The following is a 26,572-nucleotide window of genomic DNA, read 5'->3' as shown; positions in this document are numbered from 1 at the left end:
AATTAACGTATTCAAGCTTTCGAGTTAACCCCCTATATCACAGACAACTTATAAGCCTTTACGAAATAATACTTCATTTACTCTGATCGTCATTCTTAAGCTGTTGAATAAGCGTATCACCAGACCAAAAGAATCTGACACAACCATCATAATTTTCCTTTCTTACACATCGCCCCAAGGGGTCGTATTGATACCGAATCACATCCTGAAATTTCTCTACACCTTTTTCTACTTTTAGATTTTCTATTTTTATCAACTTTTGCTGACAATTATAATGGTATCGAATCCTCTGTGCCCCCTCCCCTCCAACTTCTTCAACACGACCTGTAGAAGAGGTATAACCACGGGATATATTGCCATTATCAACGATTCTATTCTCAATAACTTCTTTACCAGGAATCTGACTATCAAGCTTACTCGTCGAGTTAAGCTTACCTAGGAGACTATCAGCGGGGTCATAAATTAAGAAGGCAAGAAACTGATCTGAATCACTCTTACAAAAGTTATGAACATTAAAGATATTTTTATTAACCTTGCCGGAATGATTAACTCTGGCAAGTGAACAGCTACTATTCGGCAATAAATTCAAAATATTTGTAACTGTATCAATTGGCCTTTCAAACTTACTAACAATAAAGCCTTGCACATAAACCTGAGGATCATAATTGTCCAGAGGTTTCAACCCTTCGGTTGTTTTTATCAACAAAGAATTGAAATTTCCATTTACTGAGGAGAAGGGTGAATTCTCAGATTCCACAGAATGATCAAAGATAAATTTAACATCTTCTTTTCTGGATAGTGAAGTTGCCGTAAGATTACCTAAAATATCATACTTATAACTAAGCTTACTATCATCTTGCCATTCCGCTACAATACGACCACTAGCATCATATTCCCACTTAAGACTACAGTAATTATTTTTAGCTTCGATCAGTTGCCCTAGGCAATTATATCTAAAGCTATTAGCGCCCTCTAGCGTAGTTTCTTTTATTAATTGGCCCAGCAAATCACGTTCAAAGTAGATATCGGTACCAATGCCTGATTGAGAAGCAATTACTTCCGTAGAATTTACTAAGTGGCCAGCGACATTATATGCATAGTGGGTAACACGACCATAGAAATCCTCCTCTTCTATTAATCGGTTATTGAGATCATATTTCAGCCGATAACACTCACCCTTTTCATTTATAAGGCAAATTAAATTGCCCTCTCCATCATAATGATATTCTAATTGACTGCCACTGGAACTAGTCTTGCTCTTTATTTGATGGAGTGCGTTATAAGAATAACGCGTATAACTCCCATCCTTATCTAATATTTCTGAAACTAATCCATGCTGGTTAAATCTGCACTGAATATCTGTATCTTTTTGAGCAACCTTAACATTGATCCGACCCTGATCCTCATTCTTGCAAGAAGCCTCTTTCGTCTCAGCAGGCGTTAACAATTCCGTGCGAATATCAACATCATATCTACAATCAATAGATCGTCCGAAGGGGCAACTTATTCTTAATAGCTTATTGCTGTTTCCCCACAAATAACTCGTAACATTACCTAATGAGTCACTAATAGAATTAATCTTGCCAGCAGAGGTGTAGTCATATTTCACTTGGTTGCCTAGCGGGTCTTCAGCTAGCACCAGCTGTCTTTTTTTGTTGTAACTATACTGCCAACTGCTATCTGATGGATCAGTATACTTTGTGGCGAGACCTTCATTGTTATATTCAATTTGATAATTATTACCGGCCACATCTATCTTCTCGGTCAAGCGACCCTGATTGTCATATCGGAATAACTCCTCACGTATAGTCCCATCAGTACTGGGTAGCCGTACTTTTGTAACGTGACCTAGATCACTGTATTCATACCACGTTTCTCCACCTTCAGCATCTTGATGGAACGTGAGTAATCCGCGATTATTGAAGTGAAAACGTTGCCGCCCGCCTCTCGTGTCACACATCGTTGCTCCGTGACCACTTTCCTCCCAGATAAATTGATAACTGTAAGCAGCTTTTTCGTCAATAGGGTCCCCCCACTGCCGTATACAATGAGCTGAACTACCCTCAGCATCCCACTGAAAATAGAAACTATAACCAGTTTTTAAAGTTCTTTGTTTAATAAGGCCTTTGTGATAAACATACTTTTCATTATTGCCAACACTGTCTACAGCTTCAGTCAGATTATTTTCACTATCAAAGACATATTGAGCTACTACTTCAGAACTTCCCGAATTATTTTCTTTTGTCAAAGTATTTATAAGGTGACTTTCAGGAGATTCATCAAGCGAGCTAATGTATAAAATTTCACCAGAACTACTCTCGACCGATCTTAAATACTCCCCTGAGTAGTTGAATAAATAAAAGTTATCGTTATCATCCCGAATCTCAGCGAGCTTTAACGCACCAGTTTCACCAGTAGCTTTAAAATGTCTTTGTACTCCATTGGAAATTCCATATGTCGTAATGATCCAATGCTCATCGTTTACTCGCGTGAGAGTTAATCTCTCATAAATATTATGACTGCGCGAGCTATTTCCGGGAGCTGGCAAGCTAATTATTCTACCTTCAGAATCAAAGAAGAGTATGGGTTTGCCTGGACGCCAAACCAAGCGCTCGCTAAATGTATGAGTCCAGCCACAACCCAATCCGAAATTTCTTGAATTACTACTGCGATAGGTACGAGTTACCGATAAGGGTAGTGCCCCCTCCAATACCAAATCTTCTAAAGTAAACTGAACCTCTCCAGTTTTTAGATTTACAGACCTAGTTACTTCACCAGTAACATTATCGCTCTGACATATATCGGAGTTATAATTTTCACCTACTTCGCTAATGTGGTTATCAGTATCATATGAATAATCCCTGACATAATTTATCTTATAAAATTCAGACTTTACATCATGGGGCACTGTGAAAGCTTGTTCACTACCCCTTTTATTTTCTCGCAGCTCGTTACCCACTTTGACTTGCACTAAATTTCGACTATTTTTTCGGGGTGCAGCTATTTTGGGGGTTTTCTTTCCGGATACAGCAGTGCTTTTGCCTACTGTCGGATATCCTGAATTTTTAGCAAGTATCTTCCTTTGCTTTTTTGTCCTGGCAAAATCAAACATTAAATCGCCAATATTACGAAAAGCATTCACTAAGCGCTTATTCTTAGTTAAGGATGTTATAGCTACATCTCCCTCAGTCAATGCCGCAAGTGCTATAGTCAAAATGATCTCAAAAGTACCACTTGCAGTTAAATTTATGTGCTGCAAGCTATGTTGTGTTTTGATGTAGTCCTGGGCAAAATGAAAAACTGCTCCCCGAAGAGTTGGGTCACTATAAATAACCTCGGCTATGTTGAAACTCAAGCGGAGCTGCTTTTTTGAAACAGAACTGGGATTAAAGCCTAGTACATCAATCACACCTCGATACAGGGAGGTTACACATTCATCAGCTTCTTCTTCTGGAGTTTCTTCATATAAGACATAATTGATTGCCGCAGAGCTAAACTCAAATGATTGACGTGCTGGACTTACTATCTTCTCAACATCAACAGCACTCTTTGACCAAATCGATAAGCGCCACACAGAGCTGTCAGTTTCTTTTACTTTCTTTTTTGCAGTTGTTACACGCTTCACCCAACTCCAATCAGTTTGCTGGCTAATAAAAGCCTTATCTGCAACTTCCTGCGTAATAATTTTCTGCAAGCCCATACGAATCTTAGCAACCAACTCTGTTTGTAGATCCCCCAATGCCGAATATGGCAATGGGGCCTCTTCAATAATCAGTTGATTCTGAGCCAATGCCCGATAAATGGCTTTATCCCGCTCATTAAGATAGCCAGGCACATTACTTAATCGCGATTGAGATGGGGGACGCTCTTGCTCAGGGTCTATATCTGGCGCAAAGGTTGTGTATAAGCCAAGGTACTGGTCATACACTAACTGAAGAGTGTTAGTATCGAACATCCTCAATAATTCAGCAGCATCAATCTTTCTAGAGGGACCCGTCTGGCATATCCATCCAGGCCGCACCGCATAACGAGAGCCCTGAGAGTTTTCGATATAGAGCTGTATCAAAAGTTAAATCCTATCAACCGCTGACCGACTATTCTGCGGTCATCAAAAAACGAATCCATTCAAAGCACCTAAACTAGGTGCTCAACTTCGACATAATCATTTCTACTGGGACGATTTTTCTTTCAAAGGACAAAGAAATATATTTCAGCCTTCTTACATCGGTTTTAAAAAATCGGCTGAACCAAGAACAGTTTCTACGTCCAAAATTTTGACAATGAGTGTGAAGTTTAGTAGTGCGTGTTTCAAAGCCGGGAACACTAAGCTCTCGATTCACATTCAAGTCTTCACTATCACAAGCAAAATATTAAAAGTCACAATAGCAACATCAAAAGCTATACCAATAGGAAAACCATAATTCATCCACATCTAAAGACTTTTCAAATGATCTAAACGAAATAGTTATAATCCCTATCTAATAGCTACTAAGCCAATCCTCCAAGATACCTAACATACCACCATCTTTCGGAGTAACTAGAAATTAGGTGAAAGCTAACTTAATTTGTATTGTTGCGATAGGAAAAAGCGATTACAGGAGAGTACACTGCATATAGTGCAATTAAATTTGACTAGGGTAAAAGAAAGAAAATAACAGTCAAGCGATATATGACAGCATATTCTGACAAAAAAGCACCATTTAGCGACATTAAATATAGTTTAAAGTTATGGATGGTAAACTAATCTCAAAGAGAGCACTTGAGTCCCATTAAATTGTCAGCGTAAATTATAGTATTCGCTCAAATAATATAATACAAAATTGATAACGATTCAGCAGTCGAATATTTATATATAAAGGTACGTCTGTTATGGGTATAGACATAATAGATCGGCTGGATTATCCAACCGATCCGTAATGAGCACTAATTGCTAACAGTAAAACTACTCGACTTACCTGAATAGCTGGAAATCTTCCCAGTCCAACCACTCTTCCAGTTACCAAAGTGCTTTATTCGGTAAGTGCCTGATGGTGTATCCTCTCCGATGATCCACTGCCCTTCAGCAAATGAACAGGCCATACAATCAATAGCCGTATCTCGTGTCCAAATAAAGCGTGTATCCAAATCATCATCGGTAAGATAAGTTTCCCAACTACCGTTAACTTTACGCTGTACTTCAATGAACGTACTCTCAGTCTTCAGGTCATTACGGGGATGGCCAGAACGGAAAGTGACAGATACAGTATCGCCAGCACTGTAGCTGGTACCTACATCATCCCAGACTTGACCAAAAGACTCCCACAGGCGTTTGTCATCATAAACAACCCCAATTACATTAATGATTTGGTCATCAGACAGATCTTTCGGAGTAGGCCCTGCAGCAATATCTACGCCATTGACCATAGCATGTGTCATTTCGGTATAAATCTGTCTATAGGCTGCAAGGGTATTGGGGCCGTATATGGTATGTGCTCCCTCATAGTGCTGCCTATCAAACTCTTCAGGGGTAGTTATGTAACCGGAATAGGCATTTGCCAAACCGGCAATCACCACAGTGTTTACACCGCTTCCTTCAAAAGCTGACAAGACTTCTGCTTCAAGACGTCGGCCTGCCATAGTCGTCATTTCACCCGGCGCGGCGACCAAAGCAAGTGAGCCTATGCGAAACATTTGGAAAGGTAGGTAAGGGGTATAAAGTGCTTGGCCTATTACCTCACGCTGTACAAATGTAGGTTTGGGGTACTGGCAGGGGTCATCCTGAGTATCCTCATATACAGCGGCTGCAGAAAATGCACTCATCAGGCCAAAAAGTGGATAACCATTAATCGCTGATTCGAATAGTCCCACATCTCTATCCCAATCCACCCCCTCATTTTCAACAGACATTCCCTCAAAAATACCATCAATATTGCTGGGACCGTCCCAACTTGATCCTGCAGTAAATGACCAGCCAACAGCACCTTCACAAATATCTATTTGCCCCTCACCGGTAAATTCACCTGCTACAGTATAGCCAGGGAAATAGATATGTTGATGTCGATAATCTAATCCACCTTCAAGTTTCACAGTAGCTGATTGGTAAAGAGACTGAGCTTTTGCAACTTGCTTTTCAGCAGATAAAAGTAAACTTTCATACTCAGAATTTCCGCATCCATCCCTAGGGCCACAAATATTCGGAGACGCATCACCTAAATTACTATTGGCAAATGCCGCAGTAAATTGACTTGCAGCACCCTGCTCGGCAGCCCAAGACTCCAGCAACTGACTCGCCGCCCCCTTATTATCCCCGCTAAGTTGCCGCTGCCCTGTCCCTAAAGAGACATTGTGTACTGCAAACCAATTAATAACTCCCAGTGCTTTGTTGTTGGCATCAACCAACTTGAGTTGGGTCATGGTTTTATTGGTATCGTATTGATAGTCGCTTGCATCAGTATTTTCTGAATAAGGGTATGGGTTTCGATTGATACTGGTATCGAGTAGTATCCCCTGCTCAATAAAGATATCACCTGGAGTTAGTCCACTATCTGCTTCAACGATTGACTGAAAAATACCATCAACAATAGCGTCATAGTTATCTTCCGCATACCCGATAGCACTCATATTCAACATGACATAATGATCATACCCGCCAGGACCTACATGGGTATGTGTAGCAGTCAGCATCACATTCTTTTCGGTGTACTTACTATTACCATAGAGATTTTTTAATTTATCAACGACACCCTGCTTCACGCCCTGCGGAATACCTTGCAGATCTGCTGATACGAATACCAAACGCTCATTTTCAGAGCTATCAGAAATTATGAATGCGCGGGACCATAAACGGGTATGAATTCCCTTGGTTGTCTGCCCCGTTTCTCCATATCCTACCATTCCAACATCTGCTGCCGGGCCAGTTATATCATACTTACCAACACCAACACGCCAGTCAGATGCTTTAACAGTGGAAGAAGCTCCAATAAATACTATTAAAGCAATGACGTAACTATTAATTATTTTTTTCATTTTTTCTCCAGAATCTATACACGCAGGAGTACATTCGCCAGTTCACAGAAGTGAAGGCGTATCCTTTTCGTTGAAAGTTGATACCTGAATAAGCCACTTCCGATCAACTCGGACGCGACTCTCTAGATAGTTAGCCAATGTAATCTTGGCTTTTATTATCTCATCCTGAAAAGCGGCTTTATTATTTTAAAAATACTCATAGTAGCCATAACCTCCCTGCTGTCAGCACACTAAAACTGAGAGTACAGCTCTAGTACGCATGTTCAGAATACCCTAACTGGCTGTATTTGGTAGCACCCGCAGAGTAATTGCCCGCCATAAATCCGTTAATTTAGAGTCGAAAGTAAAATAATTTTAAATATACGAAGATTTTCTGAACTACAGCAAACCTAAATATTTACAATTCAAGCAAGTACAATCTAAAAATGAGTGTAAAGAAAGGATAGATTAGGGTATTTGAATTACATTTAGAGAGGAAATGTTAAAAACTTTCGCCATTCAAAATTAGCACTCAATCAGTTTCCAATTATATTCCATAGATTGACCACTTGTTCACAAAAACAATTAAATTAACAATTAATTAGGCAAACACCTGTACTTAACATTCAAAGTTCTCTTGACATGAAATAAAGTGGAAGTTGAATATCATTAATAATCGGTCCTTTTAGCATTTGACGCCCCTGACTATAAATATGTGAACTTTATGTAGCTATCAATATCCGACTACTCTGCAGTAATCCATATAGATACATATATAATGCACGCTAAACTTCTCCCCCTCTCAGTTTTTACCATATTGACCTTCTTATCCCTACCATCCCTGGCCGGTCAAAAGTGCGATGTACAAATGACGATACAGAGCGAATGGGAAGACGGATATATGGCTTCAGTGGTTGTACGTAATACAGGTACCGAGCCAATAAGTGATTGGGAACTTTCATGGCAATGGCCCTCAGACCAAGAAGTCACACATATATGGAATGCTACCTCAGCCCAGGATGAAAACCTGATCTCTGTAGTTGGAAAACAAGGCTATATAAAAGTACCCATTGGCCAAGCCCAATCTTTTGGTTTTAATATTCGCTACTCGGGTGGTGAACAGAAGCCTGCTCATATTAACGCTAGTTGCAACAACACCATCAATAAACCAGATCCGCCCCCACCTTCACGAGACCTGTTAGACCCCCTTTCACAATACAATTTTATTTTAGGCACTCAAACGATAAACCCCAAGTATACATTTACAGATAAGGGATCACTTGTTGAAAGTGCTGAAGCCATTTACTCAATGGGCTCTAACTTACTTAAGATAGCCCTTTCTCCGAGCCTATATAGCGAGCTAAGTCACTCTGGACTCAACTATCAATTCAAGCGAATGCTGGAAGAAATACCAGAATTTCAGCAAGTCTTGGAAATGGATTTCTCCATCTACATGTTTTGGGTCGAGGACTCCGGTTCCTGGATGGATAACAAAGGAATGAGTGAAGAAGAGCTAAAGTGGCAATATGACAAAATTTATTCGTTGGCTGAATATTTACTAACTGAATATAACGGCTCCGGTAAGACATTCATGATTGGGCATTGGGAAGGCGATTGGAACCTGGTTCAAAAAACTGATGGTACTAGAGATGACAGTCAGGAAACTATCCCTCCTAAGCGTTTACAGGGTCTAATTGACTGGATCAATATTCGACAAAAAGCCATTGACGATGCCAAAGCAAATATCACCCACTCTGACGTTAACTTATATCACTATATTGAGGTCAATAGGGTTGAATCTGCAATGCAGGGCAAAGAACGGATAACCAATGCCGTACTTCCCCATACTAATGTAGATTTGGTATCTTATTCAGCTTACGATCTCACTACCAAAGAAAAGCATTCAGATTTTGCCACTCTACATAGTGAGTTAACTTCAGCTCTAGAATTTATCAACTCAAATCTTCCCAAAAAATCTGGGCTACCATTTGAAAAGCGGGTTTTCATTGGCGAATATGGTTACGGAGAGTCCTGGTTTAAGGATTGGGGAGCCCGCTCTGGCGAAGCCCAGGATATGCTATCACGCAATGTAATAAAAACGGCACTCCAGTGGGGTGCTCCATTTATTTTGTACTGGCAAATGTATGACAATGAGTATGATAGCTGGATCAATGAATTCGCTGGCTACTGGCTGATTGACAAGGATGGTAATAAAAAGGAGATTTATAAGACTCACCAAGAGTACTATAAGGACGCGAGAGCATTCTTAGATAACTATTATATGGAAAACTCCTCCCTTCCGTCAGAAAGTGAATTTCGAACCTATGCCTTAAAATGGTTTGAATCATCGAAAATCCCACCACAACAGCCCAAACCTGACACTCCCCCTACTATACCGGAAGAACCCAGTGAACCTTCAGGCCAGTGTAATGTGGAATATGCAGTACAAAACGATTGGGGAAGTGGCTTTATGGCAAATGTGGTTATTTATAATAAAGGAAAGACTTCTCTCGATAAATGGCAGCTACAGTGGAACTGGCAAGGTAACCAATCAATCACACACTTCTGGAATGCACAGGTCGCAGAAAGTAACGGGACTATAACTGTTACTAGTGAATCATCTATTCCGGCAGGAGAGGCCCGAGCTTTTGGGTTTAATGCAAATTACTCTGGAGAAAACACCCCACCAATTATAATTGGCAACTGCACGGGTACACTCACAACAGAACCTTCACAACCTAGTCAGCCCCCCAATCAGCCCAATGAACATTCAGATAGTAGCAGTATTAAGCTATGGTTTATTGGTGATTCGATTACTTACGGCATGACAACACTCCCTTATAATTCAAACGGATTTCGTAGCCAGATCTGGAACTATCTTGCCAAAGCAGCCGATGGCAACTCAATCTTTCCTATAGATCAAGAATCTACCAGTGAGCAGCTAATTCTAAAATACAATGGAAAACAACTAGAAACGATTGGCACTATCACTGGACCAACAGGCCCTGACGATATGTCTCAACAGACCAAGAATTACTGGCACTCTGGGATACCTGGAGCTACAACCAGCGATTTACTTTGCTATCTTGATCCGATAGGCCATCAAATCACCCCTGGCTACAATTTCACCAACTGCCTCAATTCCATCACGAACTTCAATCAATTTCTCAGCGAAATGTGCAGGGAGGGCGAAACTAGTACTGGCTGGCTCACTAATCAAGCCTGCAATTTAACGCGGAATATAACCTCTGAGGATAGCGTTGTCATACCTATACAGCTCGGGACTAACGACATCACCTTCCTTAGCATGAATAATGCGATTGATTGTAGCCTTCCTATAGAAGAAAATAGTGAATCCGCCCAGAAGCTAAATATGGTCGTTAGTAAGATAATATCATCACCCAATAATATTCAAGGCATATCAATAACAGATAGAATACAAAATTACTTTGAGAGCATAGATATTCCAGCTGAGAAAATTGCATTCGTAATTTCAACTATCCCTCGTCGAAGTGATCTAGACGGACAAGATCCGAAAAATTACTGTACGGACTTTTATAATCAAAAAATCAGGAAGTCACTATCAGAGGCCTCCAATACCAAAAATATTTTCTTAGCAGACCAAGGAAATATTATCCCAACTGGAGACCCGGTACACCCTACAACTGAGGGCCACAAGATTATGGCTTGCAACTTACTTTATGGTAAAAATCTTGGCCATTCAGATATTCCTTCTTGTATTCTTCCCAGTAACATCCCAGATAAAGGGCTATTGAAAGCAATAGATCATGTATCCAATTAGCTAGGATTTCGCTTAACAGGCCCTGATTAAAAATTTTCAGGGCGCTGCTTTTACTCACCAATAACTTTGGGAGCCTTTATAAACCCGCCTTCTATAGTAGCCGGCCTAACTCTGAACCAGATTTAAGAACTGCTTCCTATATTCTGCCCAAATCACTTTCCCTGAGAAATTACTTAAATCAACTTTTTTTAATTTTGAACCCGATAGAATTGACAAAAACATTGATTCCAGCTTTTTTACTGCATCATTACAGTCTGAATAACAGAAGTTCTCGGAATAGAACTCTGGGTAGCACTGTTCATCTGGCACCAGTGGAGTCGCACCGAGAATAGCTGCTTCCATCACCGCCAGCCCCTGGAATTCATGGTAAGCCGTAGAAAGGAATATATGGCTATGTCGCAGTACTTGACGATAGTCTTTAGCGCTTTCGAGATACCCGAGTACCAATAAATGGTCGGCAAACTCTTCTTGTATTTGAGCAAACTCAGCAGGGCTATTACGAAATGACTGCCCCATTAGATTAACAAGAAACTTAACATTTCTGGCTTTCAAGCCCCGAAGGATATCCAGCAATCGGTCCGCGCCTTTGTCATATTCCCAACGGGCCGCCCAACTGATAATCAAAGTATCTTGACCTATCTCGCCCCCATAAATGCTCTCTGCGCAGGAGCTCCAGGAAAAGGCCTCTTCAGTTTTCGCACTATCAAAAACGATGTCTTCTATTGGCACAGGAAGAACTCGCGACTTTTCTTCAATCTCCTCACAAATTCCGGGAGGAACACAATCAGGAAAGCGCTTGAGTAATTTCTTTACTCCTCCTAACAAGGTACTGCGGTTGTATTCAGAGTTGAACAAGACCAGATCACCGGACAAGGCCGTGTAAATATTCAACAACTGGGGTTCTACCGATCGAAACGCATCAGAGCTCACTGGGTAAGCAAATTGATTCTCATGAAAATATACAACTGTAGGCACCCTAACGATTTCAGGAACTAAACCGCACAAGGCACTTAGATCGGTCATTGAGGTTGTAACAATAAGGTCCCAACGCTGCTTCAATATTTGCGCAGTTTCCCCACGGCCCCAGGAAAGGCTATTACCGCGAATTCGCCAGCTAAAGTATCGCGGTGGTAAGGTTAGTACGGTCCATTGCCAATCAGAAAATGCCGCTACCAGCCCTTTACGCCATCGCTTGTGACTGTCCGCATCATAAGCGGAGAGTAATAAAACTTTCATTAAATAGTAACAAGAAGAAGCGGCACCGGGATCAAACTTAACCCCGGTAGCTATTGATCGGAGGGGTTAATCGAAAGAGCGCACATTCATTAATCGTGCAAACAAGCTGGAAGTATCCCAACGAGCACCACCAATAGCTTGTACCTCACTATAAAACTGGTCTACCAGGGCAGTTACGGGCAGTAAAGCTCCGTTATGTTGTGCCTCTTGAAGGACTATAGCCAAATCCTTACGCATCCAGTCCACAGCAAAACCGTGGTCATACTCGCCAGCTAACATAGTTTTTGAGCGGTTTTCCATTTGCCAGCTCTGTGCCGCCCCCTTGGATATCACATCAACAACCTGCTCTCCATCGAGGCCAGCTGCCTTGGCAAAATGTAAACCTTCAGCAAGCCCCTGAACGACACCCGCGATACAAATTTGATTGACCATTTTACACAGCTGGCCGCTACCTACTGGCCCCATCAGGTTGCTCGCCCGCGCATAACAGTCGATAAGAGGTTGCACTTTATCAAAGTCTGCCTTATCTCCCCCAAACATAACCGTTAAAGCACCATTCTCAGCGCCGGCCTGGCCTCCAGAGACAGGGGCATCCAGAAAACCGATTCCCTTTTCGCCAGCTGCAACTGCCAATTCCCGAGCAACATCGGCAGAGGCTGTTGTATGATCTACAAACAAAGCCCCGTCATCCATACTCGTGAATGCCCCCTGCTCTCCTGTCACCACTTGGCGGAGATCGTTGTCATTGCCTACACAGGCAAAAACAACCTCCGCGCCCTTTGCGGCTTCAGCGGGCGTTGCAAAGCTCTCTCCATCATATTCTTGTAGCCATTGATCCGCACGGCTAACAGTGCGATTGTAAATTCGCACCATGTGACCAGCATTAGAAAGATGCCCCGCCATGGGATATCCCATCACCCCCAAGCCAATAAATGCAACTGTTGCCATTTCCTCTACCCCCATACCATCCAAATAAGTATTACACCGAGAACCAAGCGATAAATCGCGAATGGAGCCATCCCAATGCGGCTAATAAATTGAAGGAAAAAATGAATACACAAATAAGCACTAATACAAGATAAAACGGTACCAAGCAGCAAGTCATTCCATGGAACACTTTCCAGTGCAAGTAATTCAATCGTTAACAAAATAGCGCTGAGGGCAATAACAGGAATAGACATCAGGAACGAAAAGCGCGCTGCAGCCTCTCTCTTCATGCCAAGCATCAAACCAGCAGTCATTGTGATACCAGAGCGGGAGGTGCCAGGGATTAGGGCCAACACCTGTGATAAGCCAATCAGAAGTGCTTTTTTCCAATTTAACTGGGCTAGAGATTCGACCCTGCGCCCCTTTGCATCAGCCCACCACAGTAAAATACCAAAGCCAATAGTCGTAGCAGCGATAACACCGGCTGAACGCAGGTGAGTTTCTATGAACCCTTTGAATACCAGGCCTATCAGTCCCACAGGTATAGTAGCGAGAACAATTAACCAGGCCAGCCGCCCCTCATCGGTAAATTGTTTATCCGTAAACCCTCCTAGACCATCCCTAATCAGCACCCAAATATCTTTGCGGAAATAGAAAACTACTGCCAGTAAAGAGCCAAAATGAACAGCAACATCGAAGGCCAGCCCCTGGTCCTGCCAACCCAATACCTCAGAAGGTAAGATCAAGTGCGCGGAACTGGAGATGGGCAGAAACTCTGTCAGCCCCTGTATCAGGGCCAAAATTACAATCTGAAATGTTTCCATGTGTTATTAAGATCGGATTTTTTGTCTTTTCTTCCAAGTCACTTCATTGCGCAAATAAACAGGCTCAAGCTCTTCAGCGGTCACTGTATGACCCTGCTCCCATAGTGGTACTGCCAGCTGCGCTATATCCCGAGCGTGAATGAGGCTGGCTTGATCAACGGCAGCCAATGACGCCCCTTCAAAAGCCTCATAATGTAATCCCGGGCCCGCCCCATAGATCGGAGTACAAATCTCCGATTTCTCTAAAGACAGCAGAACCTCCTCCGGGTTCTGTACCGCCTCCGGGATCAAGCTATCGCAGGGAGAGTCACTGGAATAAACCCCCCAATATACTTGTTGCATACGAGCATCCAGCATTGCCACGACGGGTGACTTTCCCCAGTCCGGGTGCGATCGCCGAGCTCCAAGTGCTAGGGCTGCGAGGCTGGAAACCGGAACCACCGGTAGATCTGCAGCATAAGCCAACCCCTGCACGCTACTAATTGCTATACGGAGACCAGTAAATGACCCCGGCCCGCGGCTGACAGCAAGAGCATCCAGGCCTGCCAGCTTTATGCCGGCTTCTGCGAGAACGTCATCCAGCATTGGCAAAAGGCGACGGGTGTGATCGCGTTCTGCCTGTACAAAACGCTCAATTAGCTGGCCATCAGATATGAGAGCAACAGAACAGGCGCCCGAAGTTGTATCCAGGGCAAGTATTTTCACAGCGTTCTTAATCCCGGTCATAAAAAGGGAGGGAATTGTGGCACGGGAGCGGAGGGGAGTCATGCCCAATATCGCAACCCGCAACTAAAAAACCCCGGACTAACCGGGGTTTATGAGGAGCCTGCCAAAGTTCACATCGTTGAGCCCATATTTATGACCCTAGGCGGCCTTTTTCGGTGGCCGGCCTCGACGGGCAGCACCAGCCTTCGGTGGACGGCCGCGACGGGCTGGAGCCTTCTTAGCAGCTGCTGTCGCAGTCGCTTTCTTGGGTCGTCCGACTCTTTTTGCTGGCTTAGCCGCTGAAGCTGCCTTCTTTGGACGACCGGCTTTTTTCGCCGTCGCTGTGGCGGCCTTCTTGGGGCGTCCAGGCTTTTTCGCTGCTGTGGCCTTGACTGCAGGTTTCTTCTTGGCCTTTTGAGTTTCGGCTTTTAATTTGGCTTTAGCCTTCTTCTCTAACTCTTTAACTTTAGCGGCAGCTTTCTTTGCAGCTGCTTTAACCTTAGCTTCAGCCTTCTTCTCAGCAGCCTTCAATTTCTTGGCATGAGCCTTTTCTTTGGTTTTTACCCAGCGTGTTTCAAATGCCTTGAGTGCGGCAGCTAACTCTTTATCTGCTTTGCTGGAGAGGCTCTTAGAGAGACTTTCCACCTTTTCTTTTGCAGCAGCTTCAGCCATATGTACGGCATCCATAGCCTTAGCTTTGGCAAGATCCATCTTTGCCGCTGCCAGCTTGGCGCGCAAATCCTTTGCCTTACTATTGGCACTGGCCAGCGAAGTTTTCGCTGTTGCCGCATTACTTTTCTGCGCTCGAGCCTTAGCCTTAGCAACACGGTCCATTTGCGCATCCAGCGATTTAGTCGCTGAATCTACCGCCTTCTGCGCTTTCACGACCGCTGGCGACGCTGCGGTCGCACTAGTTGCTCGTTTCGCGCGTGTACCTTTTTTTACTACTCTTGCCATCCCTTGTCTCCTCACTGAAAGAAGAAGTACATCCAAAAGTGTGCCGGCAGCATTGCCTTTTAGCTATCGAATAAAAACTGGAATCGGCCGTTTTTATTACTTATGCAGAGCGCCGCACCGCCTATTTCGATACAACTTTATCAAAGTTAATAAAAATACCCGGCATTGCAAGTAAAAAAGCGAAAAATGAGAAACTTTTTATAAAAAAAGTATATTTTTCTTATCAATTTTCACTTTTGGGTCCCGTTTTAGCACTTTGGTAGAAATTATTTTGTCCCATTGAGCTTAGTTTGCACAATTTCCGCAAGCGCCTCTATATGATCCTCACGCAAATTTAATGCAGGAATATATCGGTAGTCACTGCCCCCAGCATCAATAAAATTAGCGCGATTCTCTACCGAAATTTCTTCCAATGTTTCCAGGCAATCCGCAGAAAAAGCCGGGCAAATTACATCGACACTACTAACTCCTGTTTTACCCCATTCAATAAGGGTCTTATCGGTGTATGGCTGTAGCCACTCTGCCTTACCAAAGCGCGATTGAAATGTGACTTGCCACTTATCCTCACTGATTTCTAGTTCATCCGCTAATAACCGTGCGGTTTCCATGCAATGGCGATAATAGGGGTCCCCCTTATCAACATTGGCTTTTGGGATACCGTGAAATGAAAGTAACAATTTTTCCGCTGGCCCTGCTTTTTCCCAGTGTTCTTTTACTGAATTGGCCAGGGATTTTATGTAGAGCGGATTTTGGTAATAATCTCGAATCAGAGAAATATCCGGAATATCGCGACTATTGCGAAAAATTTGCGCCACCTGATCATAAATTGCTGCAGTTGTGGTAGCGGAATATTGGGGATATAGGGGAAGCACTATAAAAGACTCGAAACCTTTCTCGCGCAGAGTTTCTATGGTGTTGTCGAGGCGGGGCTCACCATAAGTCATGGCATATTCAACAGCGACATCGCAACCTTTTGCTTTTAAACGCTGCTGCAACAGCTCTGCTTGCTTCTGCGTATAGTAGAGAAGCGGCGATCCTTCCACTTTTGTTTCATCTGCACTGCTATTCCATATTTCCGCATAGGCAGGGGCAATACGTTGTGGACGAAAAGGCAGTACCAAGCAGTTCAATATGGTCAGCCAGATTGGCCGCGGTATCTCGACAACCCTCGGATCTGAAAGGAATTCCCGCAAAAAACTTCTTACTGCTGTAGGTGTAGGCTCAGCTGGAGTACCTAAATTCATCAAAATTATTGCCGTAGACATAAACCGCCCCGTTAGAAATCTTATCCTTTCAAGAAATCCTGCCAGTTATCAGGCAGGGAAGAGCGCATACTGCCAGGCCAATACCGCCGTGATCAACTCGCTCAATATCACTTCTGGAGATACAAAAAAGCCCCCAAGTGGGGGCTTTTAAAAAATGTTAGCGATGATCTCAGCTGAGCGCTTCCAACACTTTCTCGCGAATCTCATCCATACCGCCAACACCCATTACCTTGCTGTACTTGGGAGCCGCTTCAGGAGAGCGTGCTTCCAGCTCGCGGTAGAAGCCTACCAGCGGTGCCGTCTGCTCATGATAAACCGCCAAACGATTGCGAACAGTTTCTTCAGTATCATCTGTACGCTGGATCAGTGCCTCGCCAGTCACATCATCGACACCCTCAGCCTTGGGCGGGTTGTATACGATGTGATAGACGCGACCAGAGTTTTCATGAACCCGGCGGCCCGAGAGACGCTTTACGATTTCTTCATCGTCAACAGCGATCTCCAGAACATGATCGATATGTACATCGGCTTCCAGAAGGGCTTCAGCCTGGGGAATAGTGCGAGGGAAACCATCGAACAGGAACCCTTTAGCGCAGTCTTCCTGGGCAATGCGCTCTTTAACTAACGCAATGATCAGGTCGTCAGAAACCAATTTTCCCGCGTCCATAACATCCTTGGCCTGTAGGCCAAGAGGGGTACCCGCCTTCACCGCAGCGCGAAGCATATCGCCGGTGGAGATCTGCGGAATGCCGAACTTCTCTGTTATGAATTGAGCCTGAGTGCCCTTGCCGGCTCCCGGCGCGCCCAAGAGAATAATTCGCATGTTCAGTAAGCCTCCAATACTATCGACGAACCAAAAGCCGCCGCGCTAAAAGAGCGCTACCTTACACTCACACCTCAGATTGGGCAAGATTGCTACCGATACCCCCACAATCCATACAAACCACAGAGCACTATAAGGGGCTTAAAGTTCCGCTCTATGTAAGCCTGTTAAGATCCCTAGCTATCAGCACCGGGCTCCCGCTGAACTTTGGCCTTGTCCCAAAGTCTGTCCAGTTCCTCCAGCGTTGCCTCTGATACTTGCCGACCTTCACTGTGTAAACTGGACTCAACATAACCAAAACGCCGCTCAAATTTCCTGCTACACCCCCGCAAAGCTGCCTCAGGATCAACCTTCAGGTGGCGGGATGCATTCACACAAGAGAAAAGCAGATCCCCCAGCTCCTCCTTTGCATGCTCCGTATCCCCATTTGTCACGGCCTCCCGCAACTCTGCAACCTCTTCCTCAATCTTATCGAGGACACCATCAATATTGGGCCAGTCAAAACCGACACGGGAGGCGCGCTTCTGCAATTTGGCTGCACGCGTCAAAGCCGGCAGCCCCACAGCTACTCCTGCCAGGGTTCCTGCATCCCCTTTGGCAGTGCGTTCGGCCTCTTTAATCGCCTCCCAATTCCTCTTTATTTCAGCTTCATCAAGAGCTTCGGCAGAGCGGTCGCCGTAGAGGGTTCCACTTGGAAAGACATGGGGATGCCTGCGCACTAGTTTGCGTACCAAAGTGTCAACAATCTGGGGGAAATCAAAGTAGTCTTTCTCACGCCCTAACTGGGCATAAAAAATGACTTGGAAGAGTAGATCTCCGAGTTCTTCGTGCAAGTGCTCAAAGTCTTCCTGCTCAATAGCCTCTGCTACCTCATAGGCCTCTTCAATCGTAGAGGGGACAATACTGGCAAAGTCCTGTTTCAGGTCCCAAGGGCAACCGCCCTCAGGGCTGCGAAGCTGAGCCATCAAGTGGAGGAGGTCCTCCACAGAGTAATTCTTTTCCACGTTATTCCTTACTCAACGTTCAGCGCAGAATTCGCCGCTTTGCCGCTGCCACATTGGGCAGTTGATTGATCCGATGTAAAACTTGGCTCAACTCTTCAAAGTTGTGGATCTCAGCAGTCACGATCATTTCTACCGTATGCTTGTTCTTATTAGAGCGGGTTTGCATAGCGGTAATATTAATTTTCTGACTGTCCAGCATCACCGTGACATCTCGCAACAGGCCCTGGCGATCGTAGGCTTCGATCATAATTTCAACGGCGTAAAGTTCACGGGGTTTTTCCGCCCAACTTACCTGGAGTACCCTTTCAGACTCCTCAACCTGCATACGCAGCATATTTGCGCAGTCTTTACGATGTATAGAAACCCCGCGCCCAAGGGTGATATACCCCATAATTTCATCGCCTGGAACGGGGTTACAACAGCCGGCAATGTGGGTGAGCAAATTACCCACTCCGTCGATATAGACATCTGCCTTGCCTTCTCCCCGGGCAACTGGAGCCGTCAGCGATGGTACCCGAGGCACATTGTCGACCTTCACCATTCGCTGGGCTGCGTTGAGAACCTGACCCACGCCTATATCACCGGCACCCACTGCCGCATAGAGGTCCTCTAGGGAATGCATGTTGAGCTTGGCTGCCAACTTATCGAAATCGAAATCACTCAGCGCCAGCTGCTTAAATTCCCGGTCGAGAATACTGCGGCCATCGGCGATATTCTGATCCCGAGCCTGCTGCTTAAACCAGTGAATAATCTTGGCTCGGGCACGAGAGGTAGTGATATAGGCCATGCCCGAAGAGAGCCAATCGCGACTCGGCGCTTCGAGTTTTCCTGTGAGGATTTCAACCTGATTGGCTGTCTCCAACCGGTGGTTGAGCGGCACGATTCGGCCATCTACTTTAGCCCCACGACAACGGTGACCAATTTCTGTATGGATCTTGTAGGCAAAATCTAATGGAGTTGCACCCCGAGGCAGGTCTACAACATGACCGCCGGGGGTAAATACATAAATACGTGAATCTGCCTCACTGGAGCGCAAATCATCTTGTAGTGGGTTCCCCCCCACCTCTTCATGCCAGTCGAGCACCTGACGCAACCAGGATATTTTTTGCTCATAGCTATCTTTACTCTCGCTCTTAAGATCAGTGCCCTTGTAACGCCAGTGAGCACAAACACCGTATTCCGCCTCTTCATGCATAGCAAAAGTTCGGATCTGAACCTCGAGCACCTTTCGCTCGGGGCCAATTACAGCCGTGTGCAGAGAGCGATAACCGTTTTCTTTGGGGGAGGCGATATAATCATCGAATTCATTCGGTATGTTGCGCCAGAGGTTGTGCACTATACCCAGAACCGCATAGCAATCCCTTACAGTTGGGACAAGAATACGCACTGCGCGAATATCATAAACCTGGGAGAAGCCGATATTTTTCCGGCGCATTTTCCGCCAGATACTATAGATATGCTTTGCTCGCCCGTAGACATCGCCTTCAATATGGGCGCGCTCGAGTTCAGAGCGCAATAGCTCCAATACCTCGTCGATATACTGCTGCCGAGCCAGTCTTTTCTCATCCAGCAAGCGAGCAATCTGCTTGTAATCTTCCGGCTCAAGATAACGAAAAGATAGATCTTCTAATTCCCATTTGATATGACCAATTCCCAGGCGGTGGGCAAGGGGTGCATAAACATCGGCCACTTCACGAGCAACTCTCTGGCGTTTAGCCGGCTCTGAGTTTTTTGCAGCACGAATCGCACAGGTACGTTCAGCGAGTTTGATCAAAGCGACTCGCACGTCGTCGACCAATGCTACCAGCATACGACGGATATTCTCTGAATGTTCCTCTACCGCACCACTCGGGCTTTCTTCTCCGGTATCTGCGCTGCGACTGCGAATCGCAGCCATACGCAAAACACCACGAATCAACTTGGCAACTCGCTCACCAAATTCTTTTTCCACAGCTTGCAGTGGCAGGCGTTTTTCACGTACGGCACGGTACAGCACCGCCGCGACAAGTGCTTCTGAGTCTATTTGTAAGTCGGCGAGAATCTCAGCCATCTCAAGGCCTGTGGCAAAACTGCTAGCGCCCTCAGCCCAGATATTTTCCGCCTCAATTGCGCGCTGTTCTGCTTCGGCACTCACCTCAGCTGCACGCCGCAAAGTTACTATCGCAGAACCATCCAGGCCCGCGAGCTTCTGTACATGGCGCAACCAGGATTCAAGGTCGAGTTCACCTTCTCCACCAAAGGAATGATGCTTTCTTACTTGAACCATCTTTTAACAAGAGTCATTTGTGTTATTGGCATAATTTTGTCGTTACCTAGCTTAGCAGCACATTTACTCAGTGCTCATGCTGGATTAAGCGCTTCTCTATCATAGGTTTGAACTCACCAAAGTCCATGATTTTCTGTATACATTTCAATAAGCTGCGCGAAATTCAGCAGTTTTTCGTACCAATTTGAGTGGGAGGGTATAAGTCTTGTCCAGCTTGTTGACCTTTTAACCAACAGTAAACGTGCAAAACCAATGCCTATAGAAAACTAAAATTGTGATATTGGGGAATATCGAGAGAAGTGAACAGGTTGCATTTGTTACTTAAAAGTGAATTTCTCCACCTCTACATGAACACAAAACAAGGCTTTACCGAACTTTACAAACTATCAGTTTTTGTATTTACCGGCTTAGTTATTGCTTTTTTTAATTGGCAATGCACATATAGCAGGAGGATTAGAGGCTCCCCCCAAAAAAAGGGGCAAAAGAGATGATTATAAATTGATTGGCGAATCACTTTACAAAGCTGCGAATCTCACAAAGTTTTTGCTAGTAGATATCAGGCACAATGCTGGAGTTAAAGCACTTTATTTCCAGCATTGATCAATAAAATAAGATAAATTAGAGAATAAAAGTAAGAACTATTTTGGGGAGGCAAAAAGTCCTGAAGATAAATAACGATCTCCACGATCACAGACAATTGCAACAATCGTCGCATTTTCTAGCTGCGCAGACAGCCTTAAAGCACCGGCTACCGCCCCTCCAGAGGAAACACCACAAAAAATACCCTCTTCTTTCGCTAGCCTGCGAGTCATATCCTCAGCTTCTCGCTGGTCCATATCCATGACCATATCCACTTGCTCAGGAACAAAAATCTTAGGTAAGTATGCCTCCGGCCAACGGCGAATCCCCGGAATACTGGAGCCTTCAGTTGGCTGCAATCCAACGATTTGAATATCGGGATTTTGCTCCTTCAGGTAACGCCCGCATCCCATAATGGTACCGGTTGTACCCATTGAGGAGACAAAGTGAGTCACCGTTCCAGAGGTCTGCTGCCAAATCTCCGGACCGGTTCCTTCATAGTGAGCCAGGGGATTATCGCTATTGGCAAACTGGTTCAGTACCAATCCTTTCTTATCCTCTTGCATTTGCAAAGCTAAGTCCCGCGCACCCTCCATACCTTCTTCTGCGCTAACCAATATCAACTCAGCGCCATAAGCTGTCATTGAAGCCTTGCGCTCCTCAGTAGCACTATCGGGCATAATCAATATCATTTGATAGCCCTTAATCGCTGCAGCCATTGCCAAGGCAATTCCCGTATTACCGCTGGTCGCTTCAATCAGGGTATCTCCCGGAGAAATATATCCTGCAGCTTCCGCATGGTTGATCATTGAAAGTGCCGGGCGGTCTTTTACCGAACCCGCAGGGTTATTGCCTTCCAGCTTGAGCAAAACAGTATTACTGGTATCACCTGGCAGGCGCTGTAGTTTAACCAGCGGGGTATTGCCTACGCAGTCAGCAATTGTTGGATAATCCATAATGCAATAAATTCCAGAAAAATCTCGCGGGGTTCAAGTGTACAGCAAGCGGTACTATGCACTAAATACCGTCTACTTTGGTCTACTCCCTACCCAGGTTATTAAGGGAGTTATACCTGAAGCGGTATTATTCAGATGGCTATGCCGCGCTATCTAATCTTGGCACCGTGAATCTTTGAGCCTCTAAAACGCGCATATTGTGACAAAAAAGAAGCGTTTTCTGATAAGTGAATGAGTGCGCTCAGATGTACATAACGGTAAAATGAGGGAAAAATAATCGTACAAGGCCCCTCTTAACATGGCCCCAGGCAACCCTATTCTCTCAATCGAGGAACCAGAGCAACCTCGATCCTTACGAACCCTGGTATTTCGCCTTACTGTAGCACCCGCACTAATCCTGTCCTTGCTCCTCGCTCTCGTTTTCACCCTGCAGCAAATGCACGATCGTCGCCAATTGCTATTAAGCCACGGTCGAGCCAGCGCCGAACAGCTAGCTGAACTAATTGAGATGAGCGGGGGCCATCCAGCTGAACTTAGAATGGAATGGCTGCGTAAAAGTTTGCTGGCGCTTATGCTGGAAAAAGATATGGTCAGATCTGTTCATGTCTACTCCACCGAACCCAGCCCCAAGCTAGCTCTCAACCCCAGCACCGGACTCAGCTTGCTGGCCAGTGTCGGGCCGCGTCCACGCACCCCCATTAGCAGAGACACCCTTAACAAGCGCGAACCCTTTATTTTTGAAGATGATGAGACCCTTCAGGTTTTACAGCCATTGAAAGGCGATATCACCACCTGCTGGATAAGTATTGAGCTACATCGCCCCTATTTCCTGGTGGGAACTTACCAAGTTTTACTCGTAGGCTTGGTGGGGTTGATTCTCTGTACCCTAGCCGCGCTGGCTTGGTCGGTCATCATGTCTGAGCGCTTTGCTCACAGCCTGATTAGAATGGGACATACTCTGGAGGCGATTGGCAGAGGTGAGTTTGATCGACGCACCCATGAAACGGAGAATCGAGAACTCGCTCAACTGGGAAACCAAATTAACGAGATGGCTGAAAACCTGTCCAGTTACCAACAGGAATACAAAGCCAACTTGCTCCAGTCTATGGATGACCTGCGCCAATCCCTGGACAGTATGGAAGAACAAAATATTGAGCTGGACTTAGCACGTAAAAGGGCGCAGGAAGCAAGCAGGATTAAATCGACGTTCCTAGCCAATACCAGTCACGAGATTCGCACACCTTTAAATGGAATTATTGGTTTTACCAACCTGTTGTTAAAAACTGGAATTGATGAGCTACAGCAGGATTACCTGCAAACCATTTTACGCTCATCGGAAAACCTGTTGACTACCATCAACGACATCCTGGACTTTTCCCGCATTGAGTCCGGCAACCTGGTCCTTGACCATATCCCTATGGACCTTGGCTTACTACTTGAAGAGACCCTGCAAATACTGGCCCCAAACGCCTATGAGCACCACCTGGAACTGGTGCCTTTGATCGATTCTCAACTCCCTCCCACTTTAATCGGAGACCCATTACGAATTAAGCAAATACTTACAAACTTGGTGGGTAACGCGGTGCGCAGCTCGGCAAATGGCAATATCCCCGTGCGCTTGTCAGTACATAGCGTTAATAACTCAGAACTTGTACTCCGTATTTCGGTTACCGGCCTGGGTAACCGTATTGACGAGGCTGGTCGCCGTGAAATTGAGAACATCCTCACCAGCAAGTCCCCACAGCTCACCCAACAAATCAGCGCAAATGGTTTAGGGATGTCTATAGCCCGCAGCCTAGTTGAGAGGATGAGCGGCTGCACAGGTATTGAAGAAACAGCCAATGACGGCAGCACCTGTTGGGTGCAAATTTCCCTCCAGGCTGAACGCAATCGAGGCATGTATCCGCGTATTCAATATCCTGGCTGCCGAATTTTACTTGCAGACCCCAACCCAGTTACACGGACCCAGGTAGCCCAGCTACTCAGCCAATGGCAAGTGGAGCCCATAGAACTCGGCGATACCGATACTCTGCAACCGGCAATCGAGCAAATGTGGCGGCACGATGCCCTACCGGATGCGGTTATTATCGATACAGCTACTGCCAAAGGTGATTTTGATAATTTCAGTAGCAAAGTGCAGTCGCTGGTTGATACCTATCAGTGCCGCGTGATCGTACTGGGCCCACCCGCTGAATTGCGTCGCTGCTACGACCAACTGCGCACCCGCACTCTCACTTTCCTTAGCAAACCCGTCACCCGAGACAATTTGCTGCGATCCCTGAAACGAGCAGTACCACAGCAGGGGCAACAGCGGGTTAGTGGCGGGGTACAGGCGCTACCGTGGCCCGCACCACCGCGTGTGCTGGCAGTGGATGACCACGCGGCAAACCGCCGACTGGTCGGCGAACTTCTGCGAGCACAAGATGTAGAAGTCGTTATTGCAGCAAGCGGCGAAGAAGCTCTACAGCTTTGGCAGCAGGGAGCTTTCGACCTAGTATTTATGGATATTCAAATGCCCGAGATGGATGGTATCGAAGCTACACGCCTGATTCGTGAGCAGGAGACCGGCCGCCGTACTCCAATCATTGCCCTTACCGCCCACGCCGGCGCCGAAGAAAAAGCACGCCTGCTGTCTGCGGGACTGGACGACTACTTAAGCAAGCCTGTTAGCGAGGCCCAGCTCTCCCATATGATCAAGCGCTGGCTTAAGATCATCACTCCCCAGGCCGCAGAAAAAGTGAAGATTGAAGAGATGCGCCTGGTAGACATTGGCGAATGCCTGACCCTCGCCAACGGGGATGCCAAGCTGGCCAGGGACATGCTGCGCATGTTGATTGACGGTCTCAGTTCAGATGAGAGAGAGCTGGAAAGGTTGTACAACCTTGGGGATTACAAGGGCATGTTCGAACTCACTCATCGCATGCACGGTGGCTGCTGCTATTGCGGAGTTTCACGTTTGAGAGAATCAACTTGCGTGTTACAAGAGGCATTGCGCACTATCCAAGGCTCCGATGCCCAAGCCTTTGACCAGCGCAAACTCAATGCTGTTCTCAGGGAGATCCGGGCCCTGCGCGAGTGGGCTTCTGAACAGGACTTGGATGCGCTCTTTGGCCTGGAGGTAGTTGCCTAGCAGGATTCAAATACGACGAATGCCAGGGCCGAGTCTTTTTCATCAGACAGGCTGAGGTGGATTCTGTCCACACCAAGTTTTTCGGCCCTCTCCTCAGCTGCGCCCGCCAGCACCACCTGCGGTGCAGCGCCCTTGCGGCGACGGACATCGATGTCTTGCCAGGAAACCCCTTCACCAATCCCAGTGCCCAAGGCCTTGGCTACAGCCTCCTTCGCTGCAAATCGCTTGCACAGATATGCAGCACGGATGGGCTCAGCCATAGCATAAAAGTCCTTCCTCTCCGCACTGTTAAGAACACGCTCAACAAAGCGATCACCAAAGCGCTGCCACGCCACCTCGATACGGTCATAGTTACAAATATCGGTGCCAATACTAACAATCATTTTTTTCCGTAAACCTGTCGAAAAAGCTCTCTGCTCTGCAAAGGCTTATCCCCCAATACTTTCCTCAGCAATAATCGTGTAAGGCGCTTTGCAGGTGCTAAAGCCTCACCTGACCAGACACCCCCATTCATAGCGCTGTCCATCCCCAATAGTTCGGCACCTGAAAAAAAACACTCTCCCAGGCTCTCATCTTTGGAGCGGTGAACAGGAATTAAACCCCACTCATCATCCAGGCGATAAACCCCATCTTCACTTACAGGGTCTCCTTGCGGGCCGCAAATATTGAGGGATGGGCAGGTACCTAGCTCCAGGAGCAGTTGTAACTCAAAGCAACGAAGCGGACCTTCCAGTTCAGCGTTGGAGAGTCCCTCCAGCTGGGACAGAGATTCCAGCAGGCTCTGATAAGCTGCAAACAGCGTGTAATGCGCCTCGCCCTCGGGAAGGAGCCTTACCATCAGTTCATTGGCATAAAGGCCCGCATAAACCGCTCGGCTCTTGAGCCATAGTGGTACACCAACATTTTCGACTGGACCGAGCGTTTTAAGTGAACCCGCTCCCATCAATGTGACAAGCAACGGGGTGAAGGGCTGCAACGCTTGTTGGCGGCGCTGCTTGTCACGGCGGGCCCCACGGGCGACACAGCCCAGCCGGCCGTAATCGGGAGTGAAAAGCTCCAGGATCAAACTGGAGTCTTTATAGGGCCGCGAATGGAGGATATATGCGGGTTGAGG

At 45.8% G+C, this 26,572-nt stretch carries 16 protein-coding genes; 2 read left to right on the top strand and 14 right to left on the bottom strand.

Annotation, left to right across the window (positions count from 1 at the left end; all coding sequences use genetic code 11):
- Window positions 1–73: 73 nt before the first annotated feature.
- Window positions 74–3,955 (bottom strand): DUF6531 domain-containing protein, encoded by a 3,882-nt coding sequence (locus ACJJIL_RS06055; protein ID WP_445361409.1) that lies wholly within the window; start codon window positions 3,953–3,955, stop codon window positions 74–76.
- A gap of 968 nt (window positions 3,956–4,923) precedes the next feature.
- Window positions 4,924–7,005: a neutral/alkaline ceramidase gene (locus ACJJIL_RS06050; RefSeq protein WP_444911195.1), complete on the bottom strand. Its 2,082-nt coding sequence runs from the start codon at window positions 7,003–7,005 to the stop codon at window positions 4,924–4,926.
- Window positions 7,006–7,762: 757 nt separating this feature from the next.
- Between ACJJIL_RS06050 and ACJJIL_RS06045 the strand changes: the two genes are divergently transcribed.
- On the top strand, window positions 7,763–10,786 hold the full coding sequence (locus ACJJIL_RS06045; protein WP_445361408.1) for a cellulose binding domain-containing protein: 3,024 nt from the start codon (window positions 7,763–7,765) through the stop codon (window positions 10,784–10,786).
- A 105-nt stretch (window positions 10,787–10,891) separates the two neighbouring features.
- Here the strand turns inward: ACJJIL_RS06045 and ACJJIL_RS06040 are convergent, their stop codons facing one another.
- From ACJJIL_RS06040 to cysM, 10 genes are all read right to left on the bottom strand, one after another.
- Window positions 10,892–12,022 carry a tRNA-queuosine alpha-mannosyltransferase domain-containing protein gene (locus ACJJIL_RS06040; protein ID WP_444911197.1) on the bottom strand — a complete coding sequence of 377 codons (1,131 nt, stop codon included), beginning with the start codon at window positions 12,020–12,022 and terminating at the stop codon, window positions 10,892–10,894.
- A 66-nt stretch (window positions 12,023–12,088) separates the two neighbouring features.
- Window positions 12,089–12,970 (bottom strand): NAD(P)-dependent oxidoreductase, encoded by an 882-nt coding sequence (locus ACJJIL_RS06035; protein WP_444911198.1) that lies wholly within the window; start codon window positions 12,968–12,970, stop codon window positions 12,089–12,091.
- Window positions 12,971–12,975: 5 nt separating this feature from the next.
- Window positions 12,976–13,773 carry an undecaprenyl-diphosphate phosphatase gene (locus ACJJIL_RS06030; protein WP_282931976.1) on the bottom strand — a complete coding sequence of 266 codons (798 nt, stop codon included), beginning with the start codon at window positions 13,771–13,773 and terminating at the stop codon, window positions 12,976–12,978.
- 6 nt (window positions 13,774–13,779) lie between these two features.
- Window positions 13,780–14,478, bottom strand: coding sequence for a tRNA (adenosine(37)-N6)-threonylcarbamoyltransferase complex dimerization subunit type 1 TsaB (tsaB, locus tag ACJJIL_RS06025; protein ID WP_445361407.1), 699 nt, complete (start codon window positions 14,476–14,478; stop codon window positions 13,780–13,782).
- 159 nt (window positions 14,479–14,637) lie between these two features.
- On the bottom strand, window positions 14,638–15,435 hold the full coding sequence (locus ACJJIL_RS06020) for a hypothetical protein (RefSeq protein ID WP_413662735.1): 798 nt from the start codon (window positions 15,433–15,435) through the stop codon (window positions 14,638–14,640).
- 266 nt (window positions 15,436–15,701) lie between these two features.
- Window positions 15,702–16,700 (bottom strand): ferrochelatase, encoded by a 999-nt coding sequence (gene hemH, locus ACJJIL_RS06015; RefSeq protein ID WP_445361406.1) that lies wholly within the window; start codon window positions 16,698–16,700, stop codon window positions 15,702–15,704.
- Between the two features lie 169 nt (window positions 16,701–16,869).
- On the bottom strand, window positions 16,870–17,523 hold the full coding sequence (gene adk, locus ACJJIL_RS06010) for an adenylate kinase (RefSeq protein ID WP_282931972.1): 654 nt from the start codon (window positions 17,521–17,523) through the stop codon (window positions 16,870–16,872).
- Window positions 17,524–17,699: 176 nt separating this feature from the next.
- Window positions 17,700–18,527, bottom strand: coding sequence for a nucleoside triphosphate pyrophosphohydrolase (gene mazG / locus ACJJIL_RS06005; protein ID WP_413662737.1), 828 nt, complete (start codon window positions 18,525–18,527; stop codon window positions 17,700–17,702).
- 19 nt (window positions 18,528–18,546) lie between these two features.
- Entirely contained in the window at window positions 18,547–20,793 is a 2,247-nt protein-coding gene (gene relA / locus ACJJIL_RS06000; RefSeq protein WP_444911202.1) for a GTP diphosphokinase, read from the bottom strand.
- 638 nt (window positions 20,794–21,431) lie between these two features.
- On the bottom strand, window positions 21,432–22,328 hold the full coding sequence (gene cysM, locus ACJJIL_RS05995) for a cysteine synthase CysM (RefSeq protein ID WP_413662739.1): 897 nt from the start codon (window positions 22,326–22,328) through the stop codon (window positions 21,432–21,434).
- A gap of 298 nt (window positions 22,329–22,626) precedes the next feature.
- Here cysM and ACJJIL_RS05990 point away from each other — a divergent pair, with 298 nt between their 5' ends.
- Complete coding sequence (locus ACJJIL_RS05990; RefSeq protein ID WP_413662740.1) at window positions 22,627–25,458, top strand: response regulator; 2,832 nt, start codon at window positions 22,627–22,629, stop codon at window positions 25,456–25,458.
- Here the strand turns inward: ACJJIL_RS05990 and acpS are convergent.
- Entirely contained in the window at window positions 25,455–25,841 is a 387-nt protein-coding gene (gene acpS, locus ACJJIL_RS05985; protein ID WP_282931967.1) for a holo-ACP synthase, read from the bottom strand. The genes ACJJIL_RS05990 and acpS overlap by 4 nt on opposite strands.
- On the bottom strand, window positions 25,838–26,524 hold the full coding sequence (gene recO / locus ACJJIL_RS05980) for a DNA repair protein RecO (RefSeq protein ID WP_445361405.1): 687 nt from the start codon (window positions 26,522–26,524) through the stop codon (window positions 25,838–25,840). The genes acpS and recO overlap by 4 nt, the downstream gene beginning before the upstream one ends.
- Window positions 26,525–26,572 lie beyond the last annotated feature (48 nt).

The sequence above is a fragment of the Microbulbifer maximicatervae (SeqCode) genome (genome assembly GCF_052468095.1).
This window is presented reverse-complemented; position numbering and strand designations above follow the sequence as displayed.

What these genes read in the sequence shown, in the direction of transcription:
- ACJJIL_RS05990 (WP_413662740.1), top strand. Translation starts at nt 22,627, where the DNA reads ATGGCCCCAGGCAACCCTATTCTCTCAATCGAGGAACCAGAGCAACCT.
- ACJJIL_RS06035 (WP_444911198.1), bottom strand. Translation starts at nt 12,970, where the DNA reads ATGGCAACAGTTGCATTTATTGGCTTGGGGGTGATGGGATATCCCATG.
- adk (WP_282931972.1), bottom strand. Translation starts at nt 17,523, where the DNA reads ATGCGAATTATTCTCTTGGGCGCGCCGGGAGCCGGCAAGGGCACTCAG.
- ACJJIL_RS06020 (WP_413662735.1), bottom strand. Translation starts at nt 15,435, where the DNA reads ATGGCAAGAGTAGTAAAAAAAGGTACACGCGCGAAACGAGCAACTAGT.
- relA (WP_444911202.1), bottom strand. Translation starts at nt 20,793, where the DNA reads ATGGTTCAAGTAAGAAAGCATCATTCCTTTGGTGGAGAAGGTGAACTC.
- hemH (WP_445361406.1), bottom strand. Translation starts at nt 16,700, where the DNA reads ATGTCTACGGCAATAATTTTGATGAATTTAGGTACTCCAGCTGAGCCT.
- ACJJIL_RS06050 (WP_444911195.1), bottom strand. Translation starts at nt 7,005, where the DNA reads ATGAAAAAAATAATTAATAGTTACGTCATTGCTTTAATAGTATTTATT.
- ACJJIL_RS06030 (WP_282931976.1), bottom strand. Translation starts at nt 13,773, where the DNA reads ATGGAAACATTTCAGATTGTAATTTTGGCCCTGATACAGGGGCTGACA.
- cysM (WP_413662739.1), bottom strand. Translation starts at nt 22,328, where the DNA reads ATGGATTATCCAACAATTGCTGACTGCGTAGGCAATACCCCGCTGGTT.
- acpS (WP_282931967.1), bottom strand. Translation starts at nt 25,841, where the DNA reads ATGATTGTTAGTATTGGCACCGATATTTGTAACTATGACCGTATCGAG.
- ACJJIL_RS06040 (WP_444911197.1), bottom strand. Translation starts at nt 12,022, where the DNA reads ATGAAAGTTTTATTACTCTCCGCTTATGATGCGGACAGTCACAAGCGA.
- ACJJIL_RS06055 (WP_445361409.1), bottom strand. Translation starts at nt 3,955, where the DNA reads ATGTTCGATACTAACACTCTTCAGTTAGTGTATGACCAGTACCTTGGC.
- ACJJIL_RS06045 (WP_445361408.1), top strand. Translation starts at nt 7,763, where the DNA reads ATGCACGCTAAACTTCTCCCCCTCTCAGTTTTTACCATATTGACCTTC.